We start from the raw sequence: 15,180 nt of genomic DNA, 5'->3' as shown, positions 1-15,180 counted from the left end.
AATGGCTGAGTTTATGTTGGATAGAATTGGAGAAGAATTTAATGGTGTAATATCTGGTGTAAAAAATTGGGGCTTGTATGTTGAATTGCCTGAATATAATTGCGAAGGATTGCTTAGAGCAGAACACCTTATTGATGATAAATATGCTTATGATGAAAAGAACATTCAATTTATTGGCAAGCGAACAGGAAACACCTATCAATTAGGTGACCCAATTAAAGTAAAGCTTAGCCATGTTGATATGGAAAAGAAAACAATAGATTTTGAGCTCATCAATTAGAAATAATTAAACAAATATCTTAACATCTATTTCAAATAAAAAAGAGCAGAAAAATTAAAAATATATTTTATCTTTGCGTTCCACAATGGACACCATAGCTCAGTTGGTTAGAGCATCGGATTGTGGTTCCGAGGGTCGTGGGTTCGAGCCCCATTGGTGTCCCAAAAAATACAAAAACAGTTTTAAGATATAATCAATTGATTATATCTTTTTTATTTTCAGCAATATATATTGTAATAATTAAAGTAAAAAAATAAGTAGAAATTACATTCTTTCTGGTACTTGAATGCCAACTAAATCAAATCCAGCATAAATTGCAGTTGCTGTTTTTTGAGTTAAAAGAATTCTTATATTTCTTACGCTTTCTTCTTCAGCTTGTAGAATTTGACAATCGTTGTAAAATTTATTGTATGTTTTTGCCAATTCATATATGTATTCAATCCATTTTGCTGGATTCATTTCTTGACAACTCGCTTCAAGTACAATTGGATATTGGTATAATTTTACAATCAACTCTTTTTCGGCTGCTTCTAATTCTATTTGATTGTTATCTATTTTTATATTATCTAAAGCAGATACTTTTCTAAGTACACTTTGTGTTCTAGCATAGGTATATTGTACAAATGTTGCTGTAAAGCCATGTAAATCTATACTTTCGCTTGGGTCAAATAAAATTCTTTTTTTAGGATCAACTCTAAGCAAGAAAAATTTAAGTGCACCTAAACCTATAATTTCAAATAATTTATTTTTTTCATCATCAGAAAATTCATCAATCTTGCCTAATGATGTAGCTTGTGCTTTTGCTGTTTGTATCATTTCATCCATCAAGTCATCAGCATCTACCACTGTACCTTCTCTAGATTTCATTTTACCTGAAGGTAAATCTACCATGCCATAAGAAAAATGTAAAATTCCATCAGCATAAGTTCTGCCTAATTTTTGTAAAATTACTTTCAATACTTTAAAATGATAATCTTGTTCGTTGCCAACAACATAGATAGATTTATCCATCTTAAAATCTTGATATTTTAAGTCTGCTGTACCAATATCTTGTGTTATGTACACAGATGTTCCATCAGCACGCAAAACTAGTTTTTCATCTAAACCTTCATTAGTCAAATCTACCCAAACACTTCCATTCTCTTTTTTGTAAAATACACCTTTTGCTAAGCCTTCTTCAATGATACTTTTACCTAATAGATAAGTATCACTTTCATAATAAAACTTATCAAAATCAACACCAAGTCTTTTATAGGTCACATCAAATCCTTTATACACCCAAGCATTCATCGTTTTCCATAGTTGCATTACATCTTTATCTCCATCTTCCCATTTCTTGAGCATTTCTTGTGCTTCTATCAGAATTGGAGCTTGCTTTTCTGCATCTTCTTTAGCAATGCCTTTATCTATTAATTCTTGAATTTGTTCTTTATAATGTTTATCAAACTCTACATAATATTTTCCAACTAGCTTATCTCCTTTCATCATTGATGATTCTGGAGTTTCATTGTTTCCAAATTTTTGCCAAGCCAGCATACTTTTGCAAATATGAATACCTCTGTCATTAATTAAGTTTGCCTTAAACACAGTGTAATTATTTGCTTTATATAAATTACTCAATGCATAACCTAATACTTTATTTCTTAAGTGTCCAAGATGTATTGGTTTGTTTGTGTTTGGCGAAGAATATTCTATCAATATTTTTTCATCAGAATGGTCTTCATCAACTTTCAAACTCTGATGAATTGTATCTATCCAAAAATTATTTTTTAATGATATATTTAAAAATCCTTTTATTATATTATAATTCCTAATATAATCTAAGCTTTGCATTAAATACTCACCTATAATTTTTGCAGTATCTTCTGGACTTTTTTAGATAGTTTTAGCAATGGAAATACAACAACTGTGATATCGCCTTCAAATTCTTTTAATGTTTCATTGATTGTAATTTGATTCAATGCAACTTCAGTTCCAAATAATTGAGGAAACGCATCTTTTACATGCAATTGAATTTGTTTGTACACATTTGGCATAATCTAAAAATAATCTGCGAAGATACAAAAATATGCAACATCTTTTAGTGAATCAAAATTATAGAATATAGATTTTACTTTCCTTTCTTTCCAATTAAATACACACCAACCAACACCAATAATGTACCAATACAATGTAATAATGTAATCTTCTCATTTAAGAAAAAATAGGCTAAAAACATGGTAGCAATTGGGCCAAAACTTGCAACAATAGACATATTGGATGAGCCAATTAAACTAATACCATAAGTCATTAAAAATGATGGCAAAACCGTAGATACAATAGCAATTACAACACCTAAAAAATAAATAGTTGCGTTGTACGAAAACATATGAATGCCATTAAAAATAACATGATGTAATAAAACAGCAAAACAAGAAACTATCATAGACAAACAGGTAAACCTAAGTGTACCTATCGATTTTATAATAGAATCGCTTCTAACTAGATAGAATGCATAGGTTAATGAACTTAACAATACAAAACCAATTCCAACAATTCCATTTTTAAAATCAAGATATTTAATATCTGACATAAATGAAACTAGTATACCTAAATAACACAGAAATATTGATATCAATTGAATACGACTAACATTTCTCTTATAAAAAATATAGCCTAAAATCAATACAAATGTTGGATAAGTAAATATTACAATTCTTTCAAGATTGGCACTTATATATTGTAGTCCAATAAAATCGAACAATGCAGCCAAATAATAACCAATAATTCCAATTAATAATATATTATAATAATTTGACTTAGATATTTCTAGCTTGCGTTTTCTCGTTTCTTTAAAATAAATAACTATATAAAATGGCAACGCAAACAACATTCTTAAAAATAAAATATCTAAAGCTTTGGCGCCTTGTAAGTATGCTAATTTGGCAAACACACCTTTTGTTGAAAAACAGATAGCACCTAAAAGCACCATCATTACACCTTTGCTAAATTGCTTACTAGACAAATTGTTGACTTCAACCATTGAATGAAATTAAAATTATAAATGTAGATTAATCAAATAGCCATATTAAACAAACTTTATATATTCAAAACTTTAGGAATTATTTATCAATATTTTTAGTAATATTGGTAAATAATATTCATGGCATGAGTACAATTCAAGATAAACTAAAAACACTAGTACAAAAAGAAGAAGATTTACTACTTGGTGGTGGGCAACATCGTATTGATGCACAACACAAAAAAGGCAAACTAACAGCAAGAGAAAGAATTGAACTTTTAGTAGACAAAGGCACATTCCAAGAATTAGATAAATTTGTAACACATAGAAGCACAGATTTTGGTTTAGAAAAAGAACAATATTTAGGTGATGGTGTTGTAACTGGCTATGCAAAAATAAATGACAGATTAGTGTATTTATTCTCTCAAGACTTTACTGTTTTTGGTGGCTCATTATCAGAAACACATGCTGAAAAAATTTGCAAAATAATGGACTTAGCAACAAAAGTTGGTGCACCAGTTATTGGCTTAAATGACTCAGGTGGTGCAAGAATACAAGAAGGTGTGGTATCATTGGGTGGCTACGCAGATATTTTTCATAGAAACGTATTATCATCAGGTGTTATTCCACAAATTTCTGCTATCATGGGACCATGTGCTGGTGGCGCAGTATATTCGCCAGCTATGACTGACTTTACTTTAATGGTAAAGAACACATCATAAATGTTTGTTACTGGCAAATGTTGTAAAAACTGTTACACACGAAATTGTAAGTAGTGAAGAATTAGGTGGTGCAACAACCGTACATCAAAATCTGGTGTAACACACTTTACTGCAAAAAACGAAGTAGAAGCATTACAAAAAGTAAGATCATTATTAAGCTATATACCACAAAACAACCAAGAAAAAACACCTAAACTTCCTTATCAAAACAATACATCAGAAAGTAGAATAAAACTCAACTCAATACTACCAGAAAATCCAAATCAACCTTATGATATTAGAGAAGTAATTGAAAATACAGTTGATGAAAATTCTTTCTTTGAAGTACATAAAGAATTCGCTGAGAATATTGTTGTTGGCTTTGCACGAATTGCAGGAAGAAGCATAGGAATTATTGCTAACCAACCAGCGTACTTAGCAGGCGTTTTAGACATTAATAGTTCAAGAAAAGGTGCACGATTCACAAGATTTTGCGATGCTTTTAATATTCCAATTTTAGTACTTGTAGATGTTCCTGGATTTTTTACCAGGCACAGACCAAGAATGGAATGGTATAATTGTAAATGGCGCTAAATTATTGTACGCATTAAGCGAAGCTACAGTACCTAAAGTGACTGTAATTACAAGAAAAGCTTATGGTTGTGCTTATGATGTAATGAACTCTAAACACATTGGAGCTGACATGAATTATGCTTGGCCAAGTGCTGAAATTGCTGTAATGGGTCCAAAAGGTGCCGCAGAAATCATCTTTAAAAATGAAATTGCAAAAGCTGAAAATCCTGAACAAAAATTGAATGAAAAAGTAGATGAATATACTGAAACATTTGCAAATCCATACAAAGCAGCAGAACGTGGTTTTATTGATGAAATAATTCTTCCAGAACAGACAAGAGAAAAATTAATTATTGCGTTTGAAATGCTAGAAAACAAAACTGTTGATAGACCAAAACGCAAACATGGCAACATTCCATTATAATGTACATTTATTATTGATTACTAAAATCAGAATGTAGAATTATTTTCTGCAATTGTTTTTTTGCTCTGTGTAGTATAATCTTTACATTAGCCAAACTTGTATTTGTTTTTTCTGCAATTTCACCATAGCTAAGTTCATCAAAATATCTATAAAATATCATATCGCGATATGGATTTTCTAGTTGTTGTATAATTTTTAATACATAATTTTTGTCTTGTTTTTTTATCAACTCAAATTCTGCATTATTATTGTCGCTATACTTTTCTTCCAAATGCAATTCATTATCATCAATGGATAGTTTTTGTATATTATTTTTTCTTAATAAATCTATTGCCGTATTTGTCGCAATTTTAAACAACCATGTAGCAAATGCATATTCATTATTATAAGTGCTTAGATGATTGAATGCCTTATTGAATGTTTCCATTACCACATCTTCTGCATCTTCTTTGTTTTTCACAATTTTTAGAGCCACGGCATACACAGCATATTTATACTTATCTAAAAGCAATGTATAAGCACTTTGATTGCCACTCAATGCTTCTTGAATTAATATATTATCAGCTGCTTTCAAATCCATTTATTTTTGCTATGTACAATATTGCTTGCGATACCTAATATTACAATATTAAATATTGATATACAATCAGAATACATTACCTTAAAAAACCAAATACTGTTCTGTAGAATTTATCTATCTTATAAAAAACAACAAACGATACCATAAAATATATCATTAAAGCAAATACAACATAAATATTTCTTGTTTGAAAAAAACATATCAAAAATGCCACATACACACAAAATTTTGACCAAAGAAATAATGCTAATAATACTTGATGTTTGAGCTTGTATTTTGTTCCCGTTGTATAATGTCTGCGTTTTTGCTTACACCAATCAATATAAGTCTTCTTAGGCTTTCAGCAAGTAAAACTATCTGAAAAAACACATGTATTTGTGTTATGCATATTTGCTAATTGTTGTATCATTAAATCATCATCGCCAGATGCTAGACTAAAATCTGCATCATGCCATTGTATTTTTGATATAATGATTTAGTTACCATTACATTTCTTCCAACACACATATATGGTATTCCAGCATTTGCAAATGCAATATATTGCAAATACGTTTGTGTTGTTTCATAATGCTGAATATCAGACAACAATGATACTTTTGTAGCTTTATATGGAGAAATACCTAACACAATCTCATAATTAAAAAGGTGTGCAGACATATTTGCAATCCAATTTTCAGAAACAGGAAAACAATCAGCATCTGTCAATAAAAGCACATCATACTTTGCTATATGCACGCCTTTGTTGCAATAAATATTTTTTGCCAACACCAATTTTATTATCAATCTTTATGTATTGTATATTAGAATATAGCTTTTTAATTCTGCCACAACTTGTGCAGTATTATCACTTGAATTATCATCAACAATTAATATTTCAAATGTTGCGTAATTTTGTTTTGCAATTTTAGGAATATTCTTTTTAGATTTTCTGCTTCGTTCTTCGCACAAATAATAATACTTACTGATGGCTTGTAGGCTAAATTGTATTTTGATTTCCTATTAAAGAAAAAAAGATAATTTACATAAAATATTACTTGTACAAACAATGCACTTATAAATATGATATAAAGAACCATCTCCTACAAAATACGATTTCTGTTCTGAATTTTTATGTATATTGATATTAAATTATAAATTTAGTGTATGAATTCATATCAAAAAGAACTAGAACAAATGGCACAATACAGCAATAATGTATTTATTGCTGATACAGCAAGAGTATTAGGTAAAGTATTTTTAGCAGATTTTGTATCTATATGGTATGGTGCTGTACTACGTGCAGACTTTGATGAAATAAGAATTGATGAACGTACAAATGTGCAAGAAGGTGTAATCATGCATGTTGACCATGGAAAGCCAATACATATTGGAAAAGACAATGTAATTGGACATGGTGCAATAATTCATGGTGCAAAAATTGGTGATTGTAATTTAATTGGTATGCGTGCAACAATTTTAAATGGTGCTGAAATAGGCAATGGTTGCATTATTGGTGCGCATGCATTGGTTACAGAAAACATGAAAATTCCTGATGGAAGTATGGTATTAGGTACGCCAGCAAAAATTGTAAAAACATTACCAATTGATGCTGTGAAAAGTCGTGTGATTTTAGGCGTTGAAGAATACATTTCAGAGATGAAAAAATACATAGATATTAAAATATGAAAATACTTATAATAAGGTTTAGCTCTATTGGAGACATTGTTCTTACATCACCAATTATTAGATGTATAAAAAAACAAATTTCTTCTGCTGAAATTCATTTTATAACAAAAGACATATACAAAGAAATTGTAGAAAATAATATCTATGTACAAAAAGTATATTCTATAAATAAACATACTGATGAAGTAATTAATGAGCTAAAAAATGAACAATATGATGTTATCGTAGATTTGCATAAAAACATTCGTTCGTTTCAAATCATTAAATCACTAAAAGCAAAGCAAGTATATTCCTACAACAAGCAAACATTTAAACGATGGTTGCTTACATCTTTTAAAATTAATTTATTAAACAATCATGTTGTTGATAGATATTTTTCTGCTGTAAAAAAACTAAATATCATTAATGATGCTCAAGGTTTAGATTTTTTTATTCCTGAAGAAAAAGATATTCCAATTGGCAATTTGCCATTTACGCACATTGCTGGATTTATTGTGATTGTAATTGGTGCAAAACATTATACCAAAACGATACCTAAACATCATTTGGAGTATTTGTGTAAGGAAATTAAAGTACCAATTATTTTAATTGGTGGAAAAGAAGACGAAACATTAGGCAATGAACTTAGTCAAATAGATGCATTTAAAATAATGAATGCTTGCGGACGATTTTCTATCACACAATCTGCATCTATTATAAAAAGAGCAAAATATGTAATAACTGGCGACACAGGCATGATGCATATTGCAACTGCTTTTCAGAAAAAAATTATTTCTGTTTGGGGCAGCACAGACAAGAAATTAGGATTCATTCCATATCAAAACACAAGCAATACTGTAATTATAGAAAATCATGAATTGAAGTGTAGACCATGCAATAAATATGGAAGTTCATCATGTCCAAAAAAACATTTTAAATGTATGGAAGATTTGGATATGCAGAAGATTGTTGATATTCTATCGTAATTTTTATGCTTCAGTTTTAATAAAACCAAAACTTTTCATTTTAAAATACTCATCAAATAAAATTTTTAAACTAATATTGTTTTTCTTAAGATAGGTTGTGTCTGAAATGGCATTAAAAAATAATCTATCAGACAATACTAAAATTCTTGTATCAATATTTTTAAAATAACCTAATTTCTTGCCTTCGTCGTAATAGATAGTTAGTATATCTGATAAATATTCTATCAAAGCTTCAATGTTTTTCCAATGCGTTGGGTAATCATTTTTCAAATCATCTAACAATACGTTTGAAATATCTGAAAGATGTTCTGAAATTAAATCTATGCTATGGTAATATCTATCAATGTAAGATGAATGTTTGTCATTCAATATTTTTTCAGCATCTCTTATTTTAAATAATATATCATCTAATAGCAAACCTACAATCTCATCTTTAGATTTAAAATATTCATACAAAGTAGATTTACTAATACCTAATTCATTTGCAAGTTTATCTATACTTAGTTTTTTGGTTCCATGTATTTTAAAATTGTACAATAATTTCTGTAAATAAAAATTACGTTTATCTAAGTTTTTGTTTCTTGTTTTGCTTACATATTTTCTTCCCATACAATTAACCAATGTTAAATAAAATACAAAAATCGAACTATTTTTGCAATTTTAGTTTGATTTTTTGTATTATTATGTATAAATTTACAATAATAAAATGAAACTGTATGAATACAATACAACCCAACAACACAATTTCTAATAGCAAACCAATACCAAAATGGCATAAAGTATGGAGAAAATACAAATACTTTCTACCACTTATCATTATTCCTGGATTGATGTATATTTCATTTAATTTCTTAGGTTATTGGTCATTTTTTGCATTTGCATTTGTGTATGGTTTTATTCCTGTTGTAGAATTTATTTTTACTGGCACCACAGAAAACTTTTCGGACGAAGAAGAAGCTAAAGAAAAAAGCGACAGATATTATGATTATTTAGTTTATGCTATGGTGCCTTTGCAATATATTATTTTAGCCTACTATTTATATACTGTGTACACACAACCACTAGCATGGTATGAGTTGCTTGGCATTACATTAGGCATGGGCTTAGCGTGTGGTGCATTAGGTATAAATGTGGCACACGAATTAGGTCATAGGTCTAAAAAATACGAACAAACTATGGCAAAAATGCTTTTGCTATCAACATTATATATGCATTTTTTTATTGAGCACAACAGAGGACATCATAAAAATGTATCTACACCATTAGATCCAGCAACATCAAGATTAAATGAAAGTTTTTATAGATTTTTACCAAGAACAGTAATTGGTTCTTGGATTGATGCTTGGAAATTAGAAGAACATAGATTAAGAAAATTAAATCTAAATATTTGGAATCCAATAAATAATGAAATGCTGAGATTTCAAATTATACAAGTTTTATTTGTGCTAAGTATTTATTTTTTCTTAGGATTAAAATGCATGCTTGCTTTTATTGCAGCAGCAACAATTGGGTTTGTGTTATTGGAAATTGTGAACTATATAGAACATTATGGTTTACAAAGAAAAATGTTGCCGAATGGTGCTTACGAGAAAGTAAAGCCACATCATTCTTGGAACTCTGAGCATGAACTGGGAAGAATTTTATTATTTGAACTAACAAGACACAGCGACCATCATTACAATGCAAGTAGAAAATATCAAATACTAAGACATTTTGATAATGCTCCACAAATGCCATCAGGTTATTTGGCTATGATACCATTGGCATTAATTCCACCACTTTGGTTTAGAATTATGAATCCACGTGTAATTGCACACAATGAAAGTATAGAAAAATTTGCGCAAGATGTTTAACAAAAAAATATAACTATCTATATTTTTTCATAGCTATTTGCACATCGCGTTTTTCGTCTTTAGCTTTTAATGTTTCTCTTTTGTCAAAAGACTTTTTACCTTTTGCTAAGCAAATATCTATTTTACACAGATTTCTTTCATTAAAATAAATTCTATATGGAATAATTGTAAATCCTTTTTCTTTTATTTTTAGATGCAATTTTTGCAATTCTCTTTTTTGTAATAATAATTTACGTTGTCTTAGTGGAACGTGATTATTGTATGTACCAAAAGCATATTCTGCAATATGTAAATTCTTCACCCAAAGTTCGCCATCTTTGAAAAAACAATAGCAGTCAGACATATTTACTTTGCCTTCTCTAATAGATTTTACCTCAGTACCATAAAGAACCATTCCAGCTTTGTAAGTATCTAACAAAAGATAATTGAATGCTGCTTTCTTATTAATAATTTCTATATTGGTTTGTTTCTTCATGGCTTATCTACATGCAAAAAGTATTGTGCAGAAAATTACTCATTCAACTTAAGTACAGCCATAAATGCCTGCTGAGGAACTTCTACTGTACCAATTTGTCTCATTTTCTTCTTTCCTTTCTTTTGTTTTTCTAATAATTTTCTTTTTCTAGATATATCGCCGCCATAACATTTTGCTGTTACATCTTTACGCATTGCAGAAATTGTTTCTCTAGCAATTACTTTTGCACCAATTGCTGCTTGTATTGCTATCATAAATTGTTGGCGTGGAATTAATTCTTTTAATTTTTCGCACAATCTACTACCAAAATGGTATGCTTTGCTACGATGTATTAATGCTGAAAAAGCATCTACATTTTCGCCATTAAGTTTTATATCTAATTTTACTAAATCACTTTCTTTAAAATCATACAAATGATAATCAAATGATGCGTAGCCTTTTGAAATTGATTTTAATTGATCATAAAAATCAAATACAATTTCTGCTAATGGCATTTCGAATTGAAGTTCCACTCTGCTTTCTGTAAGATATACTTGATTTTTTAGAATACCACGTTTATCCATACACAATTTCATAATTGCACCAATATATTCTGGCTTCGTAATGATACTTGATTTTATATATGGTTCTTCAACAAAATCTAACAGATTGGGTTCTGGCAAATCTGATGGATTATTTACAATTAATTTTTCATTTGCTTTGGTGTATGCATAGTAAGTTACGTTTGGAACTGTGGTAATAATAGTCATATCATACTCACGTTCTAGTCTTTCTTGAACAATTTCTAAGTGTAACAATCCAAGTAAACCACATCTAAAGCCAAAACCTAATGCTAATGATGTTTCTGGCTCAAATACTAATGATGCATCATTTAATTGTAATTTTTCTAATGATTCTCTAAGTTCTTCGTAATCATCATTATCAATTGGATAAATTCCAGCAAATACCATTGGTTTTACATCTTCAAAACCTTTTATAGCTTCCTTACATGGATTTTGTAGTTGAGTGATGGTATCTCCTACTTTTATTTCTTTTGATACTTTTATTCCTGTGATAATATAGCCTACATCGCCTGCTTTTACTTCTTGCTTAGGTTCTAAGTTCATTCTTAGAATACCTACTTCGTCTGCAATATATGCTCTTTCTGTATTTACAAATTTCACCTTATCACCTTTGCGCAAAGTACCATTCATAATTCTAAAATATGCAATTACACCACGAAAAGAATTGAATACTGAGTCAAATATTAATGCTTGCAATGGTGCTTCTGTATCGCCTTTTGGTGCTGGAATTCTAGCAATTACTGCATCCATAATATCTTGTACACCAATTCCTGTTTTTCCGCTTGCATGAATAATTTCATCTGCTTTACATCCAATTAAATCAACTATTTGGTCAGTAACTTCTTCAATCATGGCACCATCCATATCAATTTTATTGATAACTGGAATGATTTCTAAGCCATTTTCAATAGCTAAATATAAGTTAGAAATTGTTTGTGCTTGTATACCTTGTGTTGCATCAACTAAAAGCAAAGCACCTTCGCATGCTGCAAGTGAACGAGAAACTTCATATGAAAAATCTACGTGTCCTGGTGTATCAATTAAATTAATAGAATAATTTGTGCCATCTGTATGTTTGTAATCCATTTGGATAGCATGGCTTTTTATAGTTATTCCTCGCTCTCTTTCCAAATCCATATCATCTAAAGTTTGAGCCTGCATATCTCTTTCAGATACTGTTTTGGTAAATTCTAACAATCTATCTGCCAAAGTGCTTTTACCATGGTCAATATGAGCAATAATACAGAAATTTCTCAAGTGTTTCATGCTGCGAAAATACTAAAAATCGTCAAATACTAAGTATTAATAAATCTATGCTAAATTCTATAATTTTTAGTGAGTTAAGATTACTGTGGCACCTCATTTTCTGCCATACCATGCTTTACTGCCAAATCAAAATATGTTTTGGCTTGAGTTTCATCATTTTTAGATTTATAGTAATAGCCTAAATTTTCATAAGGTGCAAATTCGGTGCTATCTCTTTTTATTAAATCATGATTAAACTGCAAAACCTTATCATATAATCCTTGATCGAAATAGACTGTAGAAATATTATTAATTAAAATTCTTTTTGGTTTTCTTTTGATAATCTCAATGCATTAAAATAATATTTTTCTGATTCTGAGTATTTCTTTTCTGAATAATAAATATCACCTAAATAATGAAATACTGTGGAGTTTGTAGTATCTACTTTTGATGCTTTGAGTAAATAGTCTTTTGATTTTTGTGTTTCATTATTTTTAAAATAAAACTGACCTAATTGTGTATTTATCAACATACTATTTGAATAGACTTTATTTGCTTTCAATGCACAATCAATAGCTAAATTTAGATATTGTTTATCTTCAGTTTTTTCAAATTCTGAATAGTAAATACTTGCTGCAATCCGCATGCCTTCAAATGATTTTTCTAAATGTGGTGCATCATTTTGAACAAGTGTAATGGTATCTTTCCAAACTTTTGTTCTATTATAAGATAGAAATAACAACAAAATCAACACAACAAAAAAGATAATATTTACAACTACATATTTTGTAAATTGAAATCTATTTATGAGCATAAAAACTATGAATACAAACCAAGGCAGTGACATAAAAACATATCTATCTGCGACAATACCTGCAACTTCTGTATAATAATTTAACGCATAAAATATAAAACAAACAAACCCTATTAATCCTATAAAAACATACTTATTCTTTTTGCTAGAAAACAACACAAAAACAAACAAACTAATAAAGAAAATAATTTTAGCTAATAATGAAAGCGTGAGTTTTGTATCTATGCTATAATAATTAAAGCCATAGTAATATCTTAAATCTAATGGAAAAACAATTTTTATGAAATAAATCCAGAGAGTTTGAATTGCTGCAAATATTTTTATAAAAAAACCATCTAAATCAGCAATTGGATTTTCTGTAAAAGTGGTAACAGCTAATGTTGAATTACTTTCTTCAATTGGTAAAAAATAGTCAACCAATGTAGTTCTGATTAGTGTAATTCCTAAGATAAAAACTGCAAATAATACAATAGCTCTAACAAATGATTTCTTATCAAATTTTGTGGCATTATACAATAATACAAATAGTACCATGCCAAAAACATCTAATTTTGCAAAAGAACCTATAATAAATAACAACCAACTAATGAAATAATATTTAATAGAGAAATTATTTCTATCTGCTTTAAAGAAAAAGTATACACTCCAAATACAAAACAACATACTGAGCAATCCATCTCTTGATTTAATATTTGCAACGACTTCTGTACACAATGGATGAACACAGAATATTGCAACGATCCAAAATACTTCGTATTTATACTTGAATTTGGTAATAAAATTAAACAGTATATATATTGATACAATGACTAGAAAAAATAAAATAAAATTTACTACATGTGATACACTTGGATTTAATTCACCTAGTACTAAATATTCAATTCCAAAAGAAAGTACAGCAATTGGTCTATACTCTACCCTATTGTATCTTTCTTTAAAAATATCTAATAAATCGCTTGCATTGTTAATTTTTGTATCAATACTGCTCGTAATTAAATCATCATCAAGCGTAAAATCAAAATTCTTCGTTTGTGAATAAATGACACAAATTAAAATAAAATATATTGCAATGGCATACACTTTATTTTGTAGTATCAATTCTATTTTTTTCACTAGTGTAAAATAAAAATATTCTTTTCTATTTCAGAATGTTTATGATATATTTTATTACTTTTAGTTCATAAAATAATAAATCCAATAAAAAATGGATAATCCATATACTGCAAACATAAATATCAACCAAATTCTACAACAAACCATAGAAATAACTAAAGAAGTTACTCAATTTATTCAATCTGAAATTGGGAAAATAAACCAAAATGATATTGAAATAAAAAGCTTAAATAGTCTTGTTACTTATGTAGATATTACTTCTGAGCAAATGCTTGTAGAACAACTACAAAAAATACTACCTGATGCTTCATTCTTAACTGAAGAAGAAACCATAAATAAAACACAAAATGATTGGCAATGGATTATTGATCCATTAGATGGAACAACAAATTTTATTCATCAGATTCCAGTATTTGCTATTTCTGTTGCATTAGCGTATAAAAATGAAATACAACTTGGCGTGGTGTTAGAAATCAATAAAAATGATTGCTTTTATGCCACAAAAAATAATGGTGCGTACCTAAATGGTAGAAAGATTTCAGTAACACAAACATCAAAATTAGAAGATAGTTTAATTGCAACTGGATTTCCATACTATGATTTTAATAAGTTGGAAGCCTATCTGAATTTCTTAAAATTCTTAATGCAAAAAACAAGAGGAATTCGTAGACTTGGTGCTGCATCCGTAGATTTGTGCTATGTTGCATGTGGTAAGTTTGATGCATTTTTCGAATATAGTTTAGCACCTTGGGATGTTGCAGCAGGAAGTCTTATTGTTCAAGAAGCTGGTGGTCTTGTATATGACTTTAGTGGAGAAAATAATTTCTTATACGGAAAAGAAATCATTGCTTGTAATAACAATTTATATAATGAATTTATATATGAATTAAAAAATCAAAGCTAGATTAAATACCAAAACTAAAATCTA

14 protein-coding genes, 1 tRNA gene and 2 pseudogenes are annotated in these 15,180 nt (G+C 28.9%); 7 read left to right on the top strand and 10 right to left on the bottom strand.

The features are described 5' to 3' along the window. The first annotated feature begins 1 nt into the window (after position 1). Together IPK18_12600 and IPK18_12595 are read left to right on the top strand one after the other, a co-directional pair. A complete protein-coding gene (locus IPK18_12600; protein QQR97661.1) occupies positions 2 to 280 on the top strand; it encodes a S1 RNA-binding domain-containing protein in 279 nt (92 codons plus the stop codon). 88 nt (positions 281 to 368) lie between these two features. Next, positions 369 to 442, top strand: a tRNA-His gene (locus IPK18_12595). 102 nt (positions 443 to 544) lie between these two features. Here IPK18_12595 and IPK18_12590 read toward each other — a convergent pair. Together IPK18_12590 and IPK18_12585 are read right to left on the bottom strand one after the other, a co-directional pair. Further along, positions 545 to 2,316, bottom strand: a pseudogene (locus IPK18_12590) (arginine--tRNA ligase). 74 nt (positions 2,317 to 2,390) lie between these two features. Beyond that, positions 2,391 to 3,284, bottom strand: a complete 894-nt coding sequence (locus tag IPK18_12585; GenBank protein QQR97660.1) for a DMT family transporter — start codon at positions 3,282 to 3,284, stop codon at positions 2,391 to 2,393. 143 nt (positions 3,285 to 3,427) lie between these two features. Here IPK18_12585 and IPK18_12580 point away from each other — a divergent pair. Further along, positions 3,428 to 4,979, top strand: a pseudogene (locus tag IPK18_12580) (acyl-CoA carboxylase subunit beta). 10 nt (positions 4,980 to 4,989) lie between these two features. Here the strand turns inward: IPK18_12580 and IPK18_12575 are convergent. The 3 genes from IPK18_12575 to IPK18_12565 all read right to left on the bottom strand — a co-directional run bounded on the left by IPK18_12575 (position 4,990) and on the right by IPK18_12565 (position 6,507). Next, positions 4,990 to 5,559: an RNA polymerase sigma factor gene (locus IPK18_12575; GenBank protein QQR97659.1), complete on the bottom strand. Its 570-nt coding sequence runs from the start codon at positions 5,557 to 5,559 to the stop codon at positions 4,990 to 4,992. Between the two features lie 429 nt (positions 5,560 to 5,988). Then, positions 5,989 to 6,294 carry a hypothetical protein gene (locus IPK18_12570; GenBank protein QQR97658.1) on the bottom strand — a complete coding sequence of 102 codons (306 nt, stop codon included), beginning with the start codon at positions 6,292 to 6,294 and terminating at the stop codon, positions 5,989 to 5,991. Positions 6,295 to 6,345: 51 nt separating this feature from the next. After that, a complete protein-coding gene (locus tag IPK18_12565) occupies positions 6,346 to 6,507 on the bottom strand; it encodes a glycosyltransferase (GenBank protein QQR97657.1) in 162 nt (53 codons plus the stop codon). A gap of 225 nt (positions 6,508 to 6,732) precedes the next feature. Between IPK18_12565 and IPK18_12560 the strand changes: the two genes are divergently transcribed. Both IPK18_12560 and IPK18_12555 read left to right on the top strand, forming a co-directional pair. Further along, positions 6,733 to 7,224 carry a gamma carbonic anhydrase family protein gene (locus tag IPK18_12560; protein ID QQR99353.1) on the top strand — a complete coding sequence of 164 codons (492 nt, stop codon included), beginning with the start codon at positions 6,733 to 6,735 and terminating at the stop codon, positions 7,222 to 7,224. Further along, on the top strand, positions 7,221 to 8,189 hold the full coding sequence (locus IPK18_12555; GenBank protein ID QQR97656.1) for a glycosyltransferase family 9 protein: 969 nt from the start codon (positions 7,221 to 7,223) through the stop codon (positions 8,187 to 8,189). Before IPK18_12560 ends, IPK18_12555 begins: the two co-directional genes overlap by 4 nt. A 3-nt stretch (positions 8,190 to 8,192) precedes the next feature. Here the strand turns inward: IPK18_12555 and IPK18_12550 are convergent, their stop codons facing one another. Then, positions 8,193 to 8,798 carry a TetR/AcrR family transcriptional regulator gene (locus tag IPK18_12550; GenBank protein QQR97655.1) on the bottom strand — a complete coding sequence of 202 codons (606 nt, stop codon included), beginning with the start codon at positions 8,796 to 8,798 and terminating at the stop codon, positions 8,193 to 8,195. Positions 8,799 to 9,019: 221 nt separating this feature from the next. Here IPK18_12550 and IPK18_12545 point away from each other — a divergent pair, with 221 nt between their 5' ends. Continuing rightward, on the top strand, positions 9,020 to 10,042 hold the full coding sequence (locus tag IPK18_12545; GenBank protein QQR99352.1) for an alkane 1-monooxygenase: 1,023 nt from the start codon (positions 9,020 to 9,022) through the stop codon (positions 10,040 to 10,042). 13 nt (positions 10,043 to 10,055) lie between these two features. Here the strand turns inward: IPK18_12545 and smpB are convergent, their stop codons facing one another. From smpB to IPK18_12525, 4 genes are all read right to left on the bottom strand, one after another. Next, the gene (gene smpB, locus IPK18_12540) at positions 10,056 to 10,517 is read right to left on the bottom strand and encodes an SsrA-binding protein SmpB (GenBank protein ID QQR97654.1); all 462 of its coding nucleotides are present in this window, start codon (positions 10,515 to 10,517) and stop codon (positions 10,056 to 10,058) included. A gap of 35 nt (positions 10,518 to 10,552) precedes the next feature. Then, on the bottom strand, positions 10,553 to 12,346 hold the full coding sequence (lepA, locus tag IPK18_12535) for an elongation factor 4 (GenBank protein ID QQR97653.1): 1,794 nt from the start codon (positions 12,344 to 12,346) through the stop codon (positions 10,553 to 10,555). Positions 12,347 to 12,426: 80 nt separating this feature from the next. Continuing rightward, a complete protein-coding gene (locus IPK18_12530; GenBank protein QQR97652.1) occupies positions 12,427 to 12,588 on the bottom strand; it encodes a hypothetical protein in 162 nt (53 codons plus the stop codon). Positions 12,589 to 12,638: 50 nt separating this feature from the next. Further along, complete coding sequence (locus IPK18_12525; protein QQR97651.1) at positions 12,639 to 14,252, bottom strand: hypothetical protein; 1,614 nt, start codon at positions 14,250 to 14,252, stop codon at positions 12,639 to 12,641. Positions 14,253 to 14,343: 91 nt separating this feature from the next. Here IPK18_12525 and IPK18_12520 point away from each other — a divergent pair, with 91 nt between their 5' ends. Next, positions 14,344 to 15,156 (top strand): inositol monophosphatase, encoded by an 813-nt coding sequence (locus IPK18_12520; protein QQR97650.1) that lies wholly within the window; start codon positions 14,344 to 14,346, stop codon positions 15,154 to 15,156. The last annotated feature ends 24 nt before the right edge of the window (positions 15,157 to 15,180 follow it).

This window comes from Sphingobacteriales bacterium (assembly GCA_016699615.1).
GTDB lineage: Bacteria > Bacteroidota > Bacteroidia > Chitinophagales > JADIYW01 > JADJSS01.
This window is presented reverse-complemented; position numbering and strand designations above follow the sequence as displayed.

Bases quoted from the DNA above. Each gene is read 5' to 3' on its own strand.
- IPK18_12600 (QQR97661.1), top strand. From the start codon at position 2: ATGGCTGAGTTTATGTTGGATAGAATTGGAGAAGAATTTAATGGTGTA.
- IPK18_12575 (QQR97659.1), bottom strand. From the start codon at position 5,559: ATGGATTTGAAAGCAGCTGATAATATATTAATTCAAGAAGCATTGAGT.
- IPK18_12560 (QQR99353.1), top strand. From the start codon at position 6,733: ATGGCACAATACAGCAATAATGTATTTATTGCTGATACAGCAAGAGTA.
- IPK18_12555 (QQR97656.1), top strand. From the start codon at position 7,221: ATGAAAATACTTATAATAAGGTTTAGCTCTATTGGAGACATTGTTCTT.
- IPK18_12550 (QQR97655.1), bottom strand. From the start codon at position 8,798: ATGGGAAGAAAATATGTAAGCAAAACAAGAAACAAAAACTTAGATAAA.
- IPK18_12545 (QQR99352.1), top strand. From the start codon at position 9,020: ATGTATATTTCATTTAATTTCTTAGGTTATTGGTCATTTTTTGCATTT.
- smpB (QQR97654.1), bottom strand. From the start codon at position 10,517: ATGAAGAAACAAACCAATATAGAAATTATTAATAAGAAAGCAGCATTC.
- lepA (QQR97653.1), bottom strand. From the start codon at position 12,346: ATGAAACACTTGAGAAATTTCTGTATTATTGCTCATATTGACCATGGT.
- IPK18_12520 (QQR97650.1), top strand. From the start codon at position 14,344: ATGGATAATCCATATACTGCAAACATAAATATCAACCAAATTCTACAA.